The organism is Neobacillus sp. K501 (assembly GCF_053749995.1).
Genome location: NZ_JBSLYA010000002.1, coordinates 492,179 through 506,523, shown reverse-complemented (window position 1 = coordinate 506,523; position 14,345 = coordinate 492,179). Strand labels below are relative to the sequence as shown.

Genomic DNA, 14,345 nt, shown 5'->3' with positions numbered 1-14,345 from the left:
AGAAACATCGCTGAAACAAATTCAGCGGTGTTTTTTTATTTATTAGTCGTTGTCAAAATCTGTCTAATTTTTAATTGTTTAAAGAATCTGACTATAATATAATGAAAGAGAAGTAGATAAAAAAAGGAGGGTTAATATGTATGATTCCAAACCATGGCTCAAGCACTATCCAGAAGAAATTCCAGGAACCCTTGATTATTTAAATGAGCCTTTACAGCATTATTTAATCCATGCTGCAGAAAAATTTCCAGAAAAAACAGCAATACATTTTATGGGAAAGGAGATGTCATATAAAGAACTTTACCATGATGCATTAACCTTTGCCAGTTACCTTCAGCAAATTGGCATCAAGAAAGATGACCGTGTTGCCATTATGCTTCCTAATACACCACAATCGGTAATCAGCTATTTCGGTATCTTAATGGCCGGAGGAATTGTCGTACAAACAAATCCGTTATATACAGAGCGTGAGCTTGAATATCAATTGAAGGACTCTGGAACAAAAGCGATCATCACACTTGACATCCTCTATCCTCGTGTTTCAAAAGTGATGCCGCAAACAGATTTACAGCATATTATTGTAACCGCTATCAAAGACTATCTTCCATTTCCAAAGAATCTTGTTTACCCTTTTGTGCAGAAAAAGCAATACGGTATTGTTGTCAATGTGAAACATGAAGGCAGTACTCATTTGTTTAAAGAAATCTTAAAAACGAATCCTAACAAACTTATAGAATATAATTTTAATTTTGAAGAGGATATTGCCCTCCTTCAATATACTGGAGGAACAACGGGTTCACCGAAGGGAGTCATGCTTACGCACAAAAATTTGGTAGCTAATTCCTCCATGTGCAAGGCGTGGCTATATAGAAGCAAACCAGGTGAAGAATCAGTCTTGGGAATTGTACCGTTTTTTCATGTATATGGGATGACAACCGTATTAATTTTGACAGTTATGCAGGGAAATAAAATGATCATACTGCCTAAGTTCGATGTCTTGACGACTTTGAAAACAATCCAGAAACAACGCCCAACCTTGTTTCCTGGGGCACCAACGATTTATATTGGCTTATTAAACCATCCAGACTTGAAAAAATATGATCTTTCATCAATAGATTCTTGTATTAGTGGTTCAGCTCCACTCCCTCATGAAGTCCAAGAGGAGTTTGAGGAAGTAACGGGAGGAAAGCTGGTTGAAGGATATGGTTTAACCGAAACGTCTCCAGTTACCCACTCCAATTTCTTGTGGGATCGCCCAAGAGTAAAAGGCAGTATTGGTGTGCCATGGCCGGATACAGAGGTTAGAATTGTTTCAATGGATACGGGAGAATTAATGCCAGTTGGTGAAATTGGGGAAATTATTATTAAAGGTCCGCAAGTCATGAAAGGCTATTGGAATCGTCCTGAGGCAACGGAAGAAACATTAAAAGACGGATGGTTGTCTACGGGAGATCTTGGCTATATGGACGAAAATGGCTATTTTTATATCGTTGATAGGAAAAAGGATATGATTATTGCTGGCGGATATAATATTTATCCGAGAGAGATCGAAGAAGTATTGTATGAACATCCAGATGTATTAGAAGCAGTGGCAGCAGGGATACCTGATCCATATCGGGGAGAAACGGTGAAGGTATATATCGTTTTAAAAGAAGGCTCAAAAGTAACCGCGGATGAATTAAATCAATTTGCTAGAAAATATTTAGCAGCATACAAAGCTCCTAGATTATATGAGTTTAGAGAAGAATTACCGAAAACAGCTGTTGGGAAAATCCTTCGACGAACACTTGTTGAAGAAGAAATGCAAAAAATAGAAGAAGAAAACAAAAAACGCGCCTAATGTCTAGTAATAGTTGAACCCTTTTTTTTTGACCGATATAGCTTGTCTTCATATTGACAGTTAAGTATGATAAAAAAGTACACAGTATTTCTTGACAGAAATACATATAAAAACTATTATTGAAATATGAATGATTATTCATTCATATTTTCTTTTTACTATTTTGTTTTCTTCAAAGGGGGGAGAGCGTTGAAAAAAAATAAGCCGAAATACATGCAAATCATTGATGCAGCAGTCATTGCGATCGCTGAAGTTGGTTATCATCAGGCCCAGGTGTCGAAAATTGCGAAACAGGCTGGAGTCGCTGATGGAACGATTTATCTTTATTTTAAAAACAAAGAAGACATTCTCATCTCACTCTTTGAAGAAAAAATGGGAAGTTTTGTTGAAAAAATTGACGAAATGATAGCAGGAAAACAGACGGCGGCGGAGAAGTTATTAATGATGATAGAAACTCATTTTAAAAACCTTTCTGATGACCATCACATGGCAATTGTAACACAGCTTGAATTACGCCAATCTAGTAAAGAACTCCGTATGAAAATTAATAAAGTTCTTAAAGGATATCTAGAGGTTATCGATAAAATCATCATTGAAGGAAAAGAAACGGGAGAGTTTTCAAGCGACCTCGATGTCCGTCTAGCCCGGCAGATGATCTTCGGGACGATGGATGAAACCGTTACGACTTGGGTTTTGAATGAGGAAAAATATGACTTAGTTGCACTGGCTAAGCCGATTCATCAGCTATTAATTAAAGGCTGCGGAAATCAATAAACTTCATGTGCAATAGGAGGGGATAATTTGGAATATTTAAGATGGTCTAATCAAGACGGTATTGCAACAATCACCTTTCAACGTCCACCGGCAAATGCCCTTTCTTCTGGTTTATTAAGGGAATTGTCGGCTGCACTGGATGAAATTGAACCCAACCGTGATATTAAAGTAATAGTCATTCATGGGGAAGGTCGTTTCTTTTCGGCAGGAGCAGACATTAAAGAATTCACTACGGTTTCTTCTTCAGACGGTTTTTCAAATCTTGGAAAATATGGACAAGATTTATTTGTCCGGATGGAGAAATTTCCTAAACCAATTATTGCTGCGATTCATGGTGCAGCCCTTGGCGGCGGCCTTGAACTAGCGATGGCCTGTCACATTCGGCTTGTAAGTGAAAAAGCAAAGCTTGGTCTTCCAGAACTTCAGCTTGGTTTAATTCCTGGTTTTGCCGGCACGCAGCGCTTGCCAAAATATATTGGTACTGCAAGAGCAGCTGAAATGCTGTTCACATCAGAACCAATTACTGGTGTTGAAGCCGTTCAATATGGACTAGCCAACCATGCTTATCCGGAAGAAGAGGTATTAGAAAGAGCTTACACCTTAGCTGCTAAGATTGCTAAGAAAAGTCCGGGAGCGATTAAAGCTACCATTGAATTATTGAACTACGCTAAAACGCAAGAGTTTTATGAAGGCTCAAATCGTGAAGCTGTGTTATTTGGTGAAGTTTTTGTTTCCAAAGATGCCAAGGAAGGCATTCAGGCTTTTATTGAAAAAAGAGAGCCGAATTTTAAAGGTGAATAACTTCTTATTCAGAAGTTAAAATATTTTTTTAAATAAAATTTTCTTAATCTTTAAAACAGAAAAAATGTTTGCATTATAGGAGGGAAACCATGAACATTTATGTACTCATGAAAAGAACGTTTGACACTGAGGAAAAAATCTCTATCTCCGGCGGAAAAATCAATGAAGATGGTGCTGAATTTATCATCAATCCTTACGATGAATATGCGATTGAAGAAGCGATTCAAGTCCGTGATGCAAATGACGGTGAAGTAACCGTTATTTCAGTTGGCAATGAAGAAGCAGAAAAGCAACTCCGTACTGCGCTTGCAATGGGAGCAGACAAAGCGGTTTTAATTAATACAGAAGATGATCTTGAATACGGTGATCAATTTACTACTGCAAAGATTCTTGCAGAATACTTGAAAGATAAAAATGCTGACCTCATCCTAGGCGGAAACGTAGCCATTGATGGCGGTTCAGGTCAAGTAGGTCCACGCGTAGCTGAATTATTAAACATTCCGTATGTAACGACAATTACGAAACTTGAGATTGATGGTACAAAAGCTACTGTTACACGCGATGTTGAAGGTGATTCTGAGGTAATCGAAACAAGTCTTCCGTTATTGGTAACAGCACAGCAAGGTTTAAATGAACCTCGTTATCCATCATTACCAGGTATCATGAAAGCGAAGAAGAAGCCGCTTGATGAATTGGAACTAGATGATTTAGACCTTGAAGAAGATGACGTAGAAGCAAAAACAAAAACGATTGAAATATACTTGCCCGCTAGCAAAGAAGCTGGAAAAGTTTTATCAGGTGAAATAGCTGATCAAGTAAAAGAACTTGTTCACCTTCTTCATACAGAAGCGAAAGTAATCTAATCGAACATAAACTCAAATTGAAGTGCAGGAGGTAAAAGGAATGTCAAGAAAAGTATTAGTATTAGGAGAAACACGTGACGGATCTTTACGTAATGTATCTTTCGAAGCGATTGCTGCAGCAAAAACAGTAGCAGAAGGCGGAGAAGTTGTTGGGGTATTAGTCGGCGAATCTGTAAGCGCTTTAGGTGCAGAATTAATTCAATACGGTGCAGATCGCGTTGTTGTAGTAGAAGATGAAAAGTTAAAGCAATATACTTCTGATGGGTATTCCCAAGCTTTATTAGCGGTGCTTGACCAAGAGACACCAGAAGGATTGGTTATTGGCCATACAGCACTTGGAAAAGACCTATCGCCTAGAATTGCTGCAAAACTTTCTTCTGGATTAATTTCTGATGCAACGGCTGTTGAAGTTGCTGGTGGAAATGTTGTCTTTACAAGACCAATCTATTCAGGTAAAGCGTTTGAAAAGAAAATAGTGACGGACGGCCTAATTTTTGCAAGTATTCGTCCCAACAATATTGCTCCACTTGCAAAGGATGAAAGCAGAACTGGTGAAGTTTCTTCCGTTTCGGTTGAAATTAAAGATCTCCGTGCCATCATTAAAGAGGTGGTTAGAAAAGCAAGTGAAGGTGTGGATTTAAGCGAAGCGAAAGTGGTTATTTCCGGCGGACGCGGAGTGAAGAGTGCGGAAGGCTTTGAACCATTAAAAGAATTAGCACAGGTTTTAGGCGGAGCAGTTGGAGCTTCTCGTGGTGCTTGTGACGCTGACTACTGTGACTATTCATTACAAATCGGTCAAACAGGAAAAGTTGTTACACCTGACCTATACATTGCCTGTGGAATTTCAGGGGCGATTCAGCACTTAGCTGGTATGTCCAATTCTAAAATTATCGTTGCGATTAACAAAGATCCAGAAGCTAACATCTTTAAGGTAGCAGATTACGGTATCGTTGGCGATCTATTTGAAGTAGTTCCATTATTAACGGAAGAATTTAAGAAGCTTAAAGTACATTCATAATATTATTTGTGGGCGAGCGGTGAACAACCGCTCGCTCGTTTTTTAGCAAATCGGGAAGAATACGAATTTTTATTTAGGGAAAATTAGATGCGAAACAGATTATTAGCATGATTACTTAAACGATGTTATACTTTCGGTAGTATTTAAGTTATTCATTAGGAGGCTAAACAAAATGGCTATTTCAAACGTTACTGATCAAAATTTCTCTGCTGAAACAGGCTCTGGTCTTGTACTTGCAGATTTCTGGGCTCCATGGTGCGGTCCTTGTAAAATGATTGCTCCTGTTCTTGAAGAATTAGATTCCGAAATGAGCGATAAAGTAAAAATCGTTAAATTAGATGTAGACGAAAACCAAGAAACAGCTGCTAAATACGGCGTTATGAGTATTCCTACATTACTTGTTTTCAAAAATGGCGAAGTGGTTGACAAAGTAGTCGGCTTCCAACCAAAAGATGCTTTAGCAAGCGTACTTGAAAAACACGTTTAAGCCTTGAAGGTAAACCTTAGCTCACAGCAGCTAAGGTTTTTTAATTTCTGGTAATGGTAACAAAGTACTGCTTTTCTTTACAGGACATTTGTTTTAAAATTTTAAGATAGTAATAAAAACTAGACGGAGAGAGGAGCAGTCGGAATGAACGAAAACATTAAACAGAAACTGACTTTGCTGCCTGATCAGCCTGGCTGCTACTTAATGAAAGACCGTCAGGGAACGATCATTTATGTAGGTAAAGCAAAAATCTTAAAAAATCGGGTTCGCTCTTATTTTAACGGGTCACATGACGGAAAAACGTTGAGGCTGGTTCAAGAGATCGAGGACTTTGAATATATCGTTACATCGTCGAATATTGAGGCCCTGCTATTGGAGCTTAATTTAATCAAGAAGTATGATCCTAAATACAATATTATGTTAAAGGATGATAAAACCTATCCGTTTATCAAACTGACAGCGGAAAGGCATCCAAAACTGATCATAACGAGGAAAGTAAAAAAAGATAAAGGAAAATATTTTGGTCCTTATCCCAACGTCATGGCAGCCAATGAAACGAAAAAGCTGCTGGATCGAATCTACCCGTTACGAAAATGCTCGACCCTTCCGGATCGGGTCTGTCTGTATTACCATTTGGGGCAGTGCCTGGCACCATGTGTCAACGAGGTTGAGGAAGCACAATACAAGGAAATGACCGATGAAATTACCCGCTTTTTAAATGGTGGTTTTAAGGATATTAAAAAAGACCTAACTGAAAAAATGACCGCTGCTTCTGAGGAACTAGATTTTGAGCGGGCAAAGGAATTTCGCGATAAAATCATTCATATTGAAACCATTATGGAAAAGCAGAAAATCACGATGACCGATTTTACGGACCGTGATGTCTTTGGCTATTCGGTTGATAAAGGCTGGATGTGTGTTCAAGTATTTTTTGTAAGGCAAGGTAAATTAATCGAGCGGGATGTTTCGATGTTTCCGATTTACAATGAGTCAGAAGAGGAAATTCTTACATTTCTTGGTCAATTTTATGAAAAAGCCAATCATATAAAACCAAAAGAAATTTTAATCCAGGACGAAATTGATTTAAGTTTGGCTGAACAACTTCTTCAAGTAAAAGTGTTAAAGCCACAGCGAGGCCCGAAAAAGGATTTAGTTAAGATGGCGATAAAGAATGCAGGCATCGCCTTAAATGAGAAGTTTTCTTTGATAGAAAAGGATGAGGATCGAACCATTAAAGCGGTTGAAAATTTAGGAGAAATGATGGGGATCTATACGCCGCATCGAATTGAGGCATTCGATAACTCAAATATCCAAGGGACAGATCCGGTCTCAGCTTTGGTTGTTTTTATTGATGGGAAGCCGAATAAACGGGAATACCGTAAATATAAGATTAAAACCGTTAAGGGACCTGACGACTATGAATCCATGCGTGAGGTAACGCGTAGACGATATTCCAGGGTACTAAAGGAAGGACTGCCGTTGCCGGATTTAATTATCATCGATGGCGGCAAAGGTCATATTGAAGCGGTAAGGGATGTTCTTGAAAATGAACTTGGTTTAGATATTCCGCTTTCGGGCTTAGCCAAGGATGAACGGCATCGAACCTCACAGCTTTTATACGGAAACCCGCTTGAAATCGTTCCGCTGGCAAGAAATAGCCAGGAGTTTTATTTATTACAGAGAATCCAGGATGAGGTCCACCGGTTTGCGATTACCTTCCATCGCCAAACCCGAGGAAAAAGTGCCTTTCAGTCCTTGCTGGATGATATTCCTGGAATCGGCGAGAAACGGAAAAAGCAATTGTTAAAGCAATTTGGCTCTGTTAAGAAAATGAAGGAAGCCACGATCGAGGATTTTAGAGAAATAGGAATTCCGCTTAATGTGGCAGAAGAACTGATCAAAAAACTTCAGTCCTAGTTATTGTCGGAAAAATGGGACTATGCTATAATGAGTGAAAATTATATTACTATCACTTTAATATACTAAAGTGAAGGTAGAGGTGCGAGCTTCAAGAGTAATGATTCGGAGAAGGATGAGCTTCTGTGAAGAATCATGAAAGGGGATGTTCGCCGAAGTGGAGAGAGTCTCATTTCTTTCTTTGCTGGTCCAGTGTTGAATAAATACTGGATTGTCAAGACATTGTCTTGGAGAGCTATCTTACATTGTCCTGCGCAAAAGATTTTTTCTTTGTGTATTTTTAAAGCAATGAGATACCCTTCTCATTGCTTTTTATTTTTTGTGGCAAAATAATGATAGCGAACAAATAACTGAAAGCAGGGGAAATGATGGGTTTAATTGTTCAAAAATTTGGAGGAACCTCCGTCGGTAGCGTCGAAAGAATTATAAATGTAGTAGAACGAGTTAAAGCAGAAACCGAGCAGGGGAACCAGGTGGTTGTTGTCGTTTCAGCGATGGGGAAATCAACGGATCAGTTAGTAAGTTTAGCGAGAGAAATTTCTAATCAGCCCAATAAGAGGGAAATGGATATGCTTTTATCAACAGGCGAGCAGGTTACAATCGCCTTACTGTCAATGGCATTAAATGAGCAGGGACTGCCGGCTGTTTCCTTTACTGGCTGGCAAGCGGGAATCTCAACAGAGTCTGTCCACGGAAATGCCAGGATAACAAACATCAATACCGAGGCAATAAAGGGGGAGCTCTCTGAGGGAAAAGTAGTGATTGTGGCAGGATTCCAGGGTTTGACTGATACTGGCGAGATTACAACACTTGGCCGCGGTGGATCTGATACAACTGCGGTTGCATTAGCAGCTGCTCTGGGCGCAGATAAGTGCGATATCTATACAGATGTTACTGGGGTGTTCACAACTGACCCAAGATATGTGAAAAGTGCACGTAAACTTTTATCCGTCTCCTATGATGAAATGCTTGAGCTCGCTAATTTGGGTGCTGGTGTCCTTCACCCTAGAGCAGTTGAGTTTGCGAAAAATTACCAAGTTCGGCTTGAGGTTCGCTCAAGCATGGAAAATATAGAAGGAACAGTGATTGAGGAGGAAGCATCAATGGAACAAAATTTAGTTGTCCGTGGGGTTGCATTTGAAGATGAAATTACGAAGGTCAGTGTATTGGGGTTGAAAAACTCATTAACGAGCTTATCGACGATTTTTACGACACTTGCAGAAAATCATTTAAACGTAGACATTATTGTTCAAAGTACAACGGAAGCAGAAACAGCTAATTTGGCTTTTTCGATTAAAACGGAAGATTTAATGGATACATTAAGAGTTCTTGAAGACAATAAAGATTCGCTAAATTATGAACAACTGGATGCAGAGAATAAATTAGCGAAGGTCTCCATCGTCGGATCAGGAATGGTATCCAATCCAGGTGTAGCTGCAAAAATGTTTGAAGTTCTTGCAGTAAGCGGAATTCAAGTGAAAATGGTCAGCACGTCTGAAATCAAAGTATCGGCCGTTGTCGAAGAACAACATATGCTAAAAGCCGTCGAAACACTCCACCAAGCATTCGGACTCGCTGAGGAAAGGTAGAACGGTAGAAACTAAAACAACACAATCACGCAAATAAAATAAACGTAAGCAACCCAAAAAGCTCTCATTGAGATCATTCTCCAATGAAAGCTTTTTTGAGTTGAGGTTTGTTAGTGTACGCCTGAGGTGGACAGTGTCCACGAGCGGTGACAGGCACCACATTAAAGAGAGTCTTTTCGGTCCCATTTAACGGTGAATTGGACTTTGTTTGCTTTTTTTGCTGGGTGTTCGAAGGTTTCTGCTGTGACTTGTTTTTGGGTTTCGATTTGTTGGGCAAGGAAACCGGCTTCGATTTGGAAGTAGTGTTCGGCTTTTGATTTGACACGGGAGACGATGAGCGGGCTGAAGAGCTCGAATTCGATTTCATCTTTCCGTTCATTTTTGATTTCTAGCTGGCCCCATGAAGCTTTTGAGAAGAAATCAATAATTTCCTCCATTGTATTTAATGGATACTTACGTGCCAATCTTTTTCCGGCCCAATAAAGGATTTCAGGTGCATCTTTGCCTAAAATTTCAGGCAGGATGTTTTCCCTAATTAATTCATAGCCAAAAATGGAAACACTTCTTGGTTCCTCAGTTTGTAACTTTAATTCGACTGCAGTACTTTCATTCATTGTATTCCCCTCTTTCTACCATTCTATTATATACAATTCCTGTCTTGTTTCATTACTGAGTTTCAAATGGGAAATATTAGTGTGTATCCCAGAGGAGTATTGTTATTTCAACATACCAACCTAAATGTTCTATCATAACTATCATGTCCTAAACATTTTCCTCTCTTACCGATATCGATAAGGAATTAATTGTATTTCTATTGGGTTTATTAGTAAAAAATACCATATAAAATGTAAGCGATTTCATAACTATTATAATATCAATATATTTTAAAAATTTTATTTTTATAAGTGTTTTTGTGTATCCGTTTTCTTGACGCTCTATGATGATGGGAGTAAAATGGACATGTCACATAATTGTCACAGTGGTGCTAAGTTAATGATTTTTTCCGGGTGAGAACAATAGGGGAACAGGCTTAACATCATTTGAAAAATTCAAGGGGGGTAAATTATGGCGGGGAATCGAGAGTTTGCGTATCGGAGATTGCATTCATTGCTGGGAGTAATTCCAATCGGAATCTTTCTCATGCAGCATCTAGTAGTCAACCATTTTGCTACAGGAGGACCTGAGTCCTTTAACAGGGCATCAGATTTCATGGGAAGTCTTCCATTTAAAATTGTCCTAGAAACTGTAATTATTTATTTACCAATTTTATTTCATGCAATCTATGGGCTTTATATCGCCTTCACTGCGAAAAACAACACAAGTAAATTTGGGTTTTTTAGAAACTGGATGTTCATGCTCCAACGTATTTCAGGGGTAATCACATTGATTTTTATTACATGGCACGTTTGGCAAACACGTGTAGCAGCTGCTTTCGGCGCACATGTTAACTTTGACATGATGAATGAAATCTTATCATCACCATTTATGTTCGGATTCTATCTTATTGGTGTAATTTCAACTATTTTCCACTTTGCAAATGGTTTGTGGTCATTCTTGGTAAGCTGGGGGATTACGGTATCACCTCGTTCACAAGTAATTTCTACATACTTTACGATTGGTGTTTTCGTTGTTCTTTCTATTATTGGAGTTAGAACATTACTAGCTTTTGTTTAATATGTCGATAAAATATTGGATTTTGGATTAAAGGGAGTGAGTCACGATGAGTAAAGGTAAGGTGATCATAGTCGGCGGCGGTTTAGCTGGCTTGATGGCAACGATTAAGGTTGCAGAAGAAGGAACTCCAGTAGATTTATTTTCTCTTGTTCCTGTAAAACGTTCTCACTCTGTTTGTGCCCAAGGCGGTATGAACGGAGCTGTAAATACAAAAGGTGAAGGGGATTCTCCGTGGATTCACTTTGACGATACTGTTTATGGCGGAGACTTCCTAGCTAACCAGCCGCCGGTTAAGGCGATGTGTGAAGCAGCGCCAGGAATCATTCATTTAATGGACCGTATGGGTGTTATGTTTAACCGTACTCCTGAAGGACTATTGGACTTCCGCCGCTTCGGTGGTACACAGCATTCACGTACAGCCTTCGCTGGAGCCACTACTGGTCAACAGCTGCTTTATGCATTAGATGAGCAGGTTCGCCGTCACGAAGTTGCTGGTTTGGTTACAAAATATGAGGGCTGGGAGTTCTTAGGATCAGTCGTTGATGATGACGGTATATGCCGTGGAATAGTAGCACAAAATTTAACTTCTATGGAAATCAAGTCATTTGCTGCAGATGCAGTTATTATGGCTACTGGTGGTCCTGGAATTATTTTTGGAAAGACAACAAACTCTGTTATTAATACTGGATCTGCTGCATCGATCGTTTATCAGCAAGGTGCTTATTACTCAAATGGAGAAATGATTCAAATTCATCCAACTGCCATTCCTGGAGACGATAAGCTTCGTCTAATGAGTGAATCAGCACGCGGTGAGGGCGGACGTGTATGGACGTATAAAGATGGTAAGCCTTGGTACTTCCTAGAGGAAAAATATCCTGCCTATGGAAACCTGGTACCACGTGACATTGCAACACGTGAGATTTTCGATGTTTGTGTGAATCAAAAGCTTGGTATCAACGGTGAAAACATGGTATTCCTTGATCTTTCTCATAAGGATCCAAAGGAATTGGATATTAAACTTGGTGGAATTATTGAAATCTATGAAAAATTCATGGGTGATGATCCTCGTAAAGTTCCGATGAAAATCTTCCCTGCGGTTCACTATTCAATGGGCGGACTTTGGGTTGATTATGATCAAATGACGAATATTCCTGGTCTATTCGCTGCTGGTGAATGTGATTATTCACAGCATGGTGCGAACCGTCTTGGTGCAAACTCTTTACTTTCAGCAATATTTGGCGGAATGGTAGCTGGACCAAATGCAGTTAAATACATCAAGGGTCTCGAAAAGAGCTCCGATGCTGTTTCATCTTCTGTTTTTGATCGTCATGTTAAAGAACAGGAATCGAAGTGGAATGACATCATGTCTTTAAATGGAACTGAAAATGCATACGTTCTTCATAAAGAGCTTGGGGAATGGATGACTGACAATGTAACGGTTGTTCGTCACAATGACAGATTATTGAAGACGGATGCAAAGATTCAAGAATTAATGGAACGTTATAAAAAAATTAATATTAATGATACATCTAAATGGAGCAACCAGGGGGCCGCATTCACTCGTCAATTACAGAACATGCTTCAATTGGCTCGTGTAATTACGATTGGCGCTTACAACCGTAATGAAAGCCGTGGGGCTCACTACAAACCTGAGTTCCCGAACCGTGATGATGAAAACTTCTTAAAAACAACAATGGCAAAATTTGTTGATAGTTCATCTGCACCAGCTTTCCATTATGAAGAAGTGGATGTTTCATTAATCAAGCCGCGTGAACGGAACTATGCGAAAAACAAAGGGGAGTAGAAGAAATGTCTGAAAATAAAACGGTAAAATTTATTATTACACGTCAAGATGCGCAAGATTCTACTCCTTACGAAGAGGAGTTCGAACTTCCATATCGCCCAAATATGAATGTTATTTCAGCGTTAATGGAAATTCGTAAAAATCCAGTTAATACAAAAGGACAAGCTACTACCCCGATTGCCTGGGATATGAACTGTCTTGAAGAAGTTTGTGGTGCTTGTTCAATGGTGATTAACGGAAAACCACGTCAATCCTGCTCGGCGCTTGTTGATCAGCTGGAACAGCCAATTCGCTTGGCTCCGATGGCAACATTCCCAATTATCCGTGATCTTCAAGTAGACCGCAGCAGAATGTTTGATGCCTTAAAGAAAGTAAAAGCGTGGATTCCAATCGATGGAACCTATGACTTAGGACCTGGACCTCGTATGCCAGAGAAAAAACGCCAGTGGGCTTACGAGCTTTCCAAGTGTATGACTTGTGGTGTCTGTTTAGAAGCATGTCCAAATGTTAACAGCAAATCAAGTTTTATTGGCCCGCAGCCGCTTTCGCAAGTTCGTCTTTTCAATGCTCATCCAACAGGTGAGATGAACAGAGCAGAACGTTTAGAAGCGATTATGGGTGATGGTGGACTCGCAAACTGCGGTAACTCACAAAACTGTGTGCAATCATGTCCAAAAGGTATTCCATTGACAACATCGATTGCGGCATTAAACCGTGATACAACAATCCAAGCATTTAGAAACTTCTTTGGAAGTGACCAAGTTTAATAGAAAAGCGCTTTTTTAAGGAGCAAACGACTTCTAGCCAGCTTGAACAAGATAGCTAACTGCAAAAACCTTCTTTCTACCAAAGAAAGAAGGTTTTTCTTTTCGCTTGGCTAAATATTTATAATAGGTCTTTATACAATATTTTGCTATACTAGTACTAATTAGTATTCAAAGGATGGTACATATCGGTGAAAAAACTTCCATTGCTATTCATTGTGGTTGGAGTCATTATTATTGGAATTGGAATATGGCAAATCGTTGAGTCAAAGCTGCAAGCGGATGCATCGCTCAAAGAGGCAAAAGAAATTGTCGCACAGCAGCAAAAAGACTTCCTGCCGACTGCTCCAAATGGAACGGGAAACAAGGATGATGCTCCCGATTTTGGTGAGACTGTGGGAATCTTAGCAATCCCGAAAATTGAAGCAGAATTAGCTATTGTTGAAGGAACTGACGCTAATGATCTAAAAAAAGGCGTTGGCCACTATAAAGGATCTTATTTTCCAGGCGATAATGGCCAGATCGTGTTATCAGGTCATCGAGACACTGTTTTTCGCCGCTTAGGGGAGTTGGAGGTCGGTGATCATTTCGAAGTGCAGATGCCGAACGGAAACTTTCAGTATGAGTTAACCCATACAAAAATTGTCGATGCCGATGACAGAACTATCATAACCCTGCAAAATTCGAATGAGGAATTAATCGTCATTACCTGTTATCCATTTCGTTTTGTAGGAAACGCACCTCAGCGATATATTATTTATGCAAAGCCTATTTAAAGTCCTTACTTTGTAGGGCTTTTTTCATGAAAAGATAA

At 39.4% G+C, this 14,345-nt stretch carries 13 protein-coding genes and 1 riboswitch; of the genes, 12 read left to right on the top strand and 1 reads right to left on the bottom strand.

From position 1 onward, the window contains the following. Positions 1-136 precede the first annotated feature (136 nt). The 8 genes from ACWM35_RS07060 to ACWM35_RS07025 all read left to right on the top strand — a co-directional run bounded on the left by ACWM35_RS07060 (position 137) and on the right by ACWM35_RS07025 (position 9,289). Positions 137-1,840, top strand: coding sequence for a long-chain-fatty-acid--CoA ligase (locus ACWM35_RS07060; protein ID WP_454816803.1), 1,704 nt, complete (start codon positions 137-139; stop codon positions 1,838-1,840). Positions 1,841-2,029: 189 nt separating this feature from the next. Continuing rightward, on the top strand, positions 2,030-2,614 hold the full coding sequence (locus ACWM35_RS07055) for a TetR/AcrR family transcriptional regulator (protein ID WP_454816801.1): 585 nt from the start codon (positions 2,030-2,032) through the stop codon (positions 2,612-2,614). 27 nt (positions 2,615-2,641) lie between these two features. Then, positions 2,642-3,415, top strand: a complete 774-nt coding sequence (locus ACWM35_RS07050; RefSeq protein WP_454816799.1) for an enoyl-CoA hydratase — start codon at positions 2,642-2,644, stop codon at positions 3,413-3,415. Between the two features lie 89 nt (positions 3,416-3,504). After that, entirely contained in the window at positions 3,505-4,278 is a 774-nt protein-coding gene (locus ACWM35_RS07045) for an electron transfer flavoprotein subunit beta/FixA family protein (RefSeq protein WP_454816797.1), read from the top strand. Between the two features lie 40 nt (positions 4,279-4,318). After that, positions 4,319-5,296 carry an electron transfer flavoprotein subunit alpha/FixB family protein gene (locus ACWM35_RS07040; RefSeq protein WP_454816796.1) on the top strand — a complete coding sequence of 326 codons (978 nt, stop codon included), beginning with the start codon at positions 4,319-4,321 and terminating at the stop codon, positions 5,294-5,296. 172 nt (positions 5,297-5,468) lie between these two features. Continuing rightward, positions 5,469-5,783 carry a thioredoxin gene (gene trxA, locus ACWM35_RS07035; RefSeq protein ID WP_454816794.1) on the top strand — a complete coding sequence of 105 codons (315 nt, stop codon included), beginning with the start codon at positions 5,469-5,471 and terminating at the stop codon, positions 5,781-5,783. Positions 5,784-5,927: 144 nt separating this feature from the next. Continuing rightward, positions 5,928-7,700: an excinuclease ABC subunit UvrC gene (gene uvrC, locus ACWM35_RS07030; RefSeq protein WP_454816792.1), complete on the top strand. Its 1,773-nt coding sequence runs from the start codon at positions 5,928-5,930 to the stop codon at positions 7,698-7,700. A gap of 69 nt (positions 7,701-7,769) precedes the next feature. Further along, positions 7,770-7,946, top strand: a riboswitch (Lysine riboswitch). Positions 7,947-8,068: 122 nt separating this feature from the next. Further along, entirely contained in the window at positions 8,069-9,289 is a 1,221-nt protein-coding gene (locus tag ACWM35_RS07025) for an aspartate kinase (protein WP_454816791.1), read from the top strand. A gap of 161 nt (positions 9,290-9,450) precedes the next feature. Here the strand turns inward: ACWM35_RS07025 and ACWM35_RS07020 are convergent, their stop codons facing one another. Beyond that, positions 9,451-9,903 carry a YslB family protein gene (locus ACWM35_RS07020; RefSeq protein ID WP_454816789.1) on the bottom strand — a complete coding sequence of 151 codons (453 nt, stop codon included), beginning with the start codon at positions 9,901-9,903 and terminating at the stop codon, positions 9,451-9,453. 451 nt (positions 9,904-10,354) lie between these two features. Between ACWM35_RS07020 and ACWM35_RS07015 the strand changes: the two genes are divergently transcribed. The 4 genes from ACWM35_RS07015 (at position 10,355) to ACWM35_RS07000 (ending at position 14,307) form a co-directional block, all read left to right on the top strand. Further along, complete coding sequence (locus ACWM35_RS07015) at positions 10,355-10,963, top strand: succinate dehydrogenase cytochrome b558 subunit (protein ID WP_454816787.1); 609 nt, start codon at positions 10,355-10,357, stop codon at positions 10,961-10,963. A gap of 46 nt (positions 10,964-11,009) precedes the next feature. Next, positions 11,010-12,767, top strand: a complete 1,758-nt coding sequence (gene sdhA / locus ACWM35_RS07010) for a succinate dehydrogenase flavoprotein subunit (protein WP_454816785.1) — start codon at positions 11,010-11,012, stop codon at positions 12,765-12,767. A gap of 5 nt (positions 12,768-12,772) precedes the next feature. Then, positions 12,773-13,534: a succinate dehydrogenase iron-sulfur subunit gene (gene sdhB / locus ACWM35_RS07005; RefSeq protein ID WP_454816783.1), complete on the top strand. Its 762-nt coding sequence runs from the start codon at positions 12,773-12,775 to the stop codon at positions 13,532-13,534. Positions 13,535-13,722: 188 nt separating this feature from the next. Then, complete coding sequence (locus tag ACWM35_RS07000) at positions 13,723-14,307, top strand: class D sortase (RefSeq protein ID WP_454816781.1); 585 nt, start codon at positions 13,723-13,725, stop codon at positions 14,305-14,307. The last annotated feature ends 38 nt before the right edge of the window (positions 14,308-14,345 follow it).

What these genes read in the sequence shown, in the direction of transcription:
- ACWM35_RS07060 (WP_454816803.1), top strand. Translation starts at nt 137, where the DNA reads ATGTATGATTCCAAACCATGGCTCAAGCACTATCCAGAAGAAATTCCA.
- ACWM35_RS07045 (WP_454816797.1), top strand. Translation starts at nt 3,505, where the DNA reads ATGAACATTTATGTACTCATGAAAAGAACGTTTGACACTGAGGAAAAA.
- ACWM35_RS07040 (WP_454816796.1), top strand. Translation starts at nt 4,319, where the DNA reads ATGTCAAGAAAAGTATTAGTATTAGGAGAAACACGTGACGGATCTTTA.
- trxA (WP_454816794.1), top strand. Translation starts at nt 5,469, where the DNA reads ATGGCTATTTCAAACGTTACTGATCAAAATTTCTCTGCTGAAACAGGC.
- uvrC (WP_454816792.1), top strand. Translation starts at nt 5,928, where the DNA reads ATGAACGAAAACATTAAACAGAAACTGACTTTGCTGCCTGATCAGCCT.
- ACWM35_RS07025 (WP_454816791.1), top strand. Translation starts at nt 8,069, where the DNA reads ATGGGTTTAATTGTTCAAAAATTTGGAGGAACCTCCGTCGGTAGCGTC.
- ACWM35_RS07020 (WP_454816789.1), bottom strand. Translation starts at nt 9,903, where the DNA reads ATGAATGAAAGTACTGCAGTCGAATTAAAGTTACAAACTGAGGAACCA.
- ACWM35_RS07015 (WP_454816787.1), top strand. Translation starts at nt 10,355, where the DNA reads ATGGCGGGGAATCGAGAGTTTGCGTATCGGAGATTGCATTCATTGCTG.
- sdhA (WP_454816785.1), top strand. Translation starts at nt 11,010, where the DNA reads ATGAGTAAAGGTAAGGTGATCATAGTCGGCGGCGGTTTAGCTGGCTTG.
- sdhB (WP_454816783.1), top strand. Translation starts at nt 12,773, where the DNA reads ATGTCTGAAAATAAAACGGTAAAATTTATTATTACACGTCAAGATGCG.